The sequence below is a fragment of the Halorubrum sp. SP9 genome (genome assembly GCF_005435015.1).
Lineage (GTDB): Archaea > Halobacteriota > Halobacteria > Halobacteriales > Haloferacaceae > Halorubrum > Halorubrum sodomense.
Genome location: NZ_SGXU01000330.1, coordinates 1 through 493, shown reverse-complemented (window position 1 = coordinate 493; position 493 = coordinate 1). Strand labels below are relative to the sequence as shown.

The window sequence follows — 493 nt, the reverse complement described above, 5'->3', positions numbered from 1 at the left end:
GACGCGGCGCGGATAGACGTCCAGTGGACCACACAGGCTGACTACAAGTTCCACTATACGGACACAGAAGCGGTGAATTTTCGATGGGAAAAACATCCACATACAGACGACTATCTCAACGTCACGGGGCTCGAACATTATCATCCGCCGCCAACTGCGAGCTCAAAGCCAGATGAGGTCGAAGAATCCTGTATCAAACATGCTCCCGAAGTATTGGTCACTCGTGCCGTCCTCAAACTCTGGCGGGTCGCCTATCACATGGATTCGTACGACCCGCTCAATACTGGCCGAAATCCCCCGTGAACTGTCTCGGGGCAAGTGGTTCGAGACGCGGAGCGTCTCGTCATCACAGAAAACTTCGTCTTCCGTACGATCCCGCGAGTTCTTGTGGGCTCTCAACGTTACGGTCAATCCCAGAGGGACGACCAAGGAGTGCGCGTCGTGCGGCGTTTCGACGGAGAAGCCGTTGTGGATCCGTGAATACTCCTGTCCC

2 pseudogenes are annotated in these 493 nt (G+C 55.4%); both read left to right on the top strand.

Annotation, left to right across the window (positions count from 1 at the left end):
- Positions 1-303, top strand: a pseudogene (locus EXE45_RS20980) (hypothetical protein); the annotation flags it as partial.
- A gap of 97 nt (positions 304-400) precedes the next feature.
- Positions 401-493: pseudogene (locus EXE45_RS17765) on the top strand (RNA-guided endonuclease TnpB family protein); the annotation flags it as partial.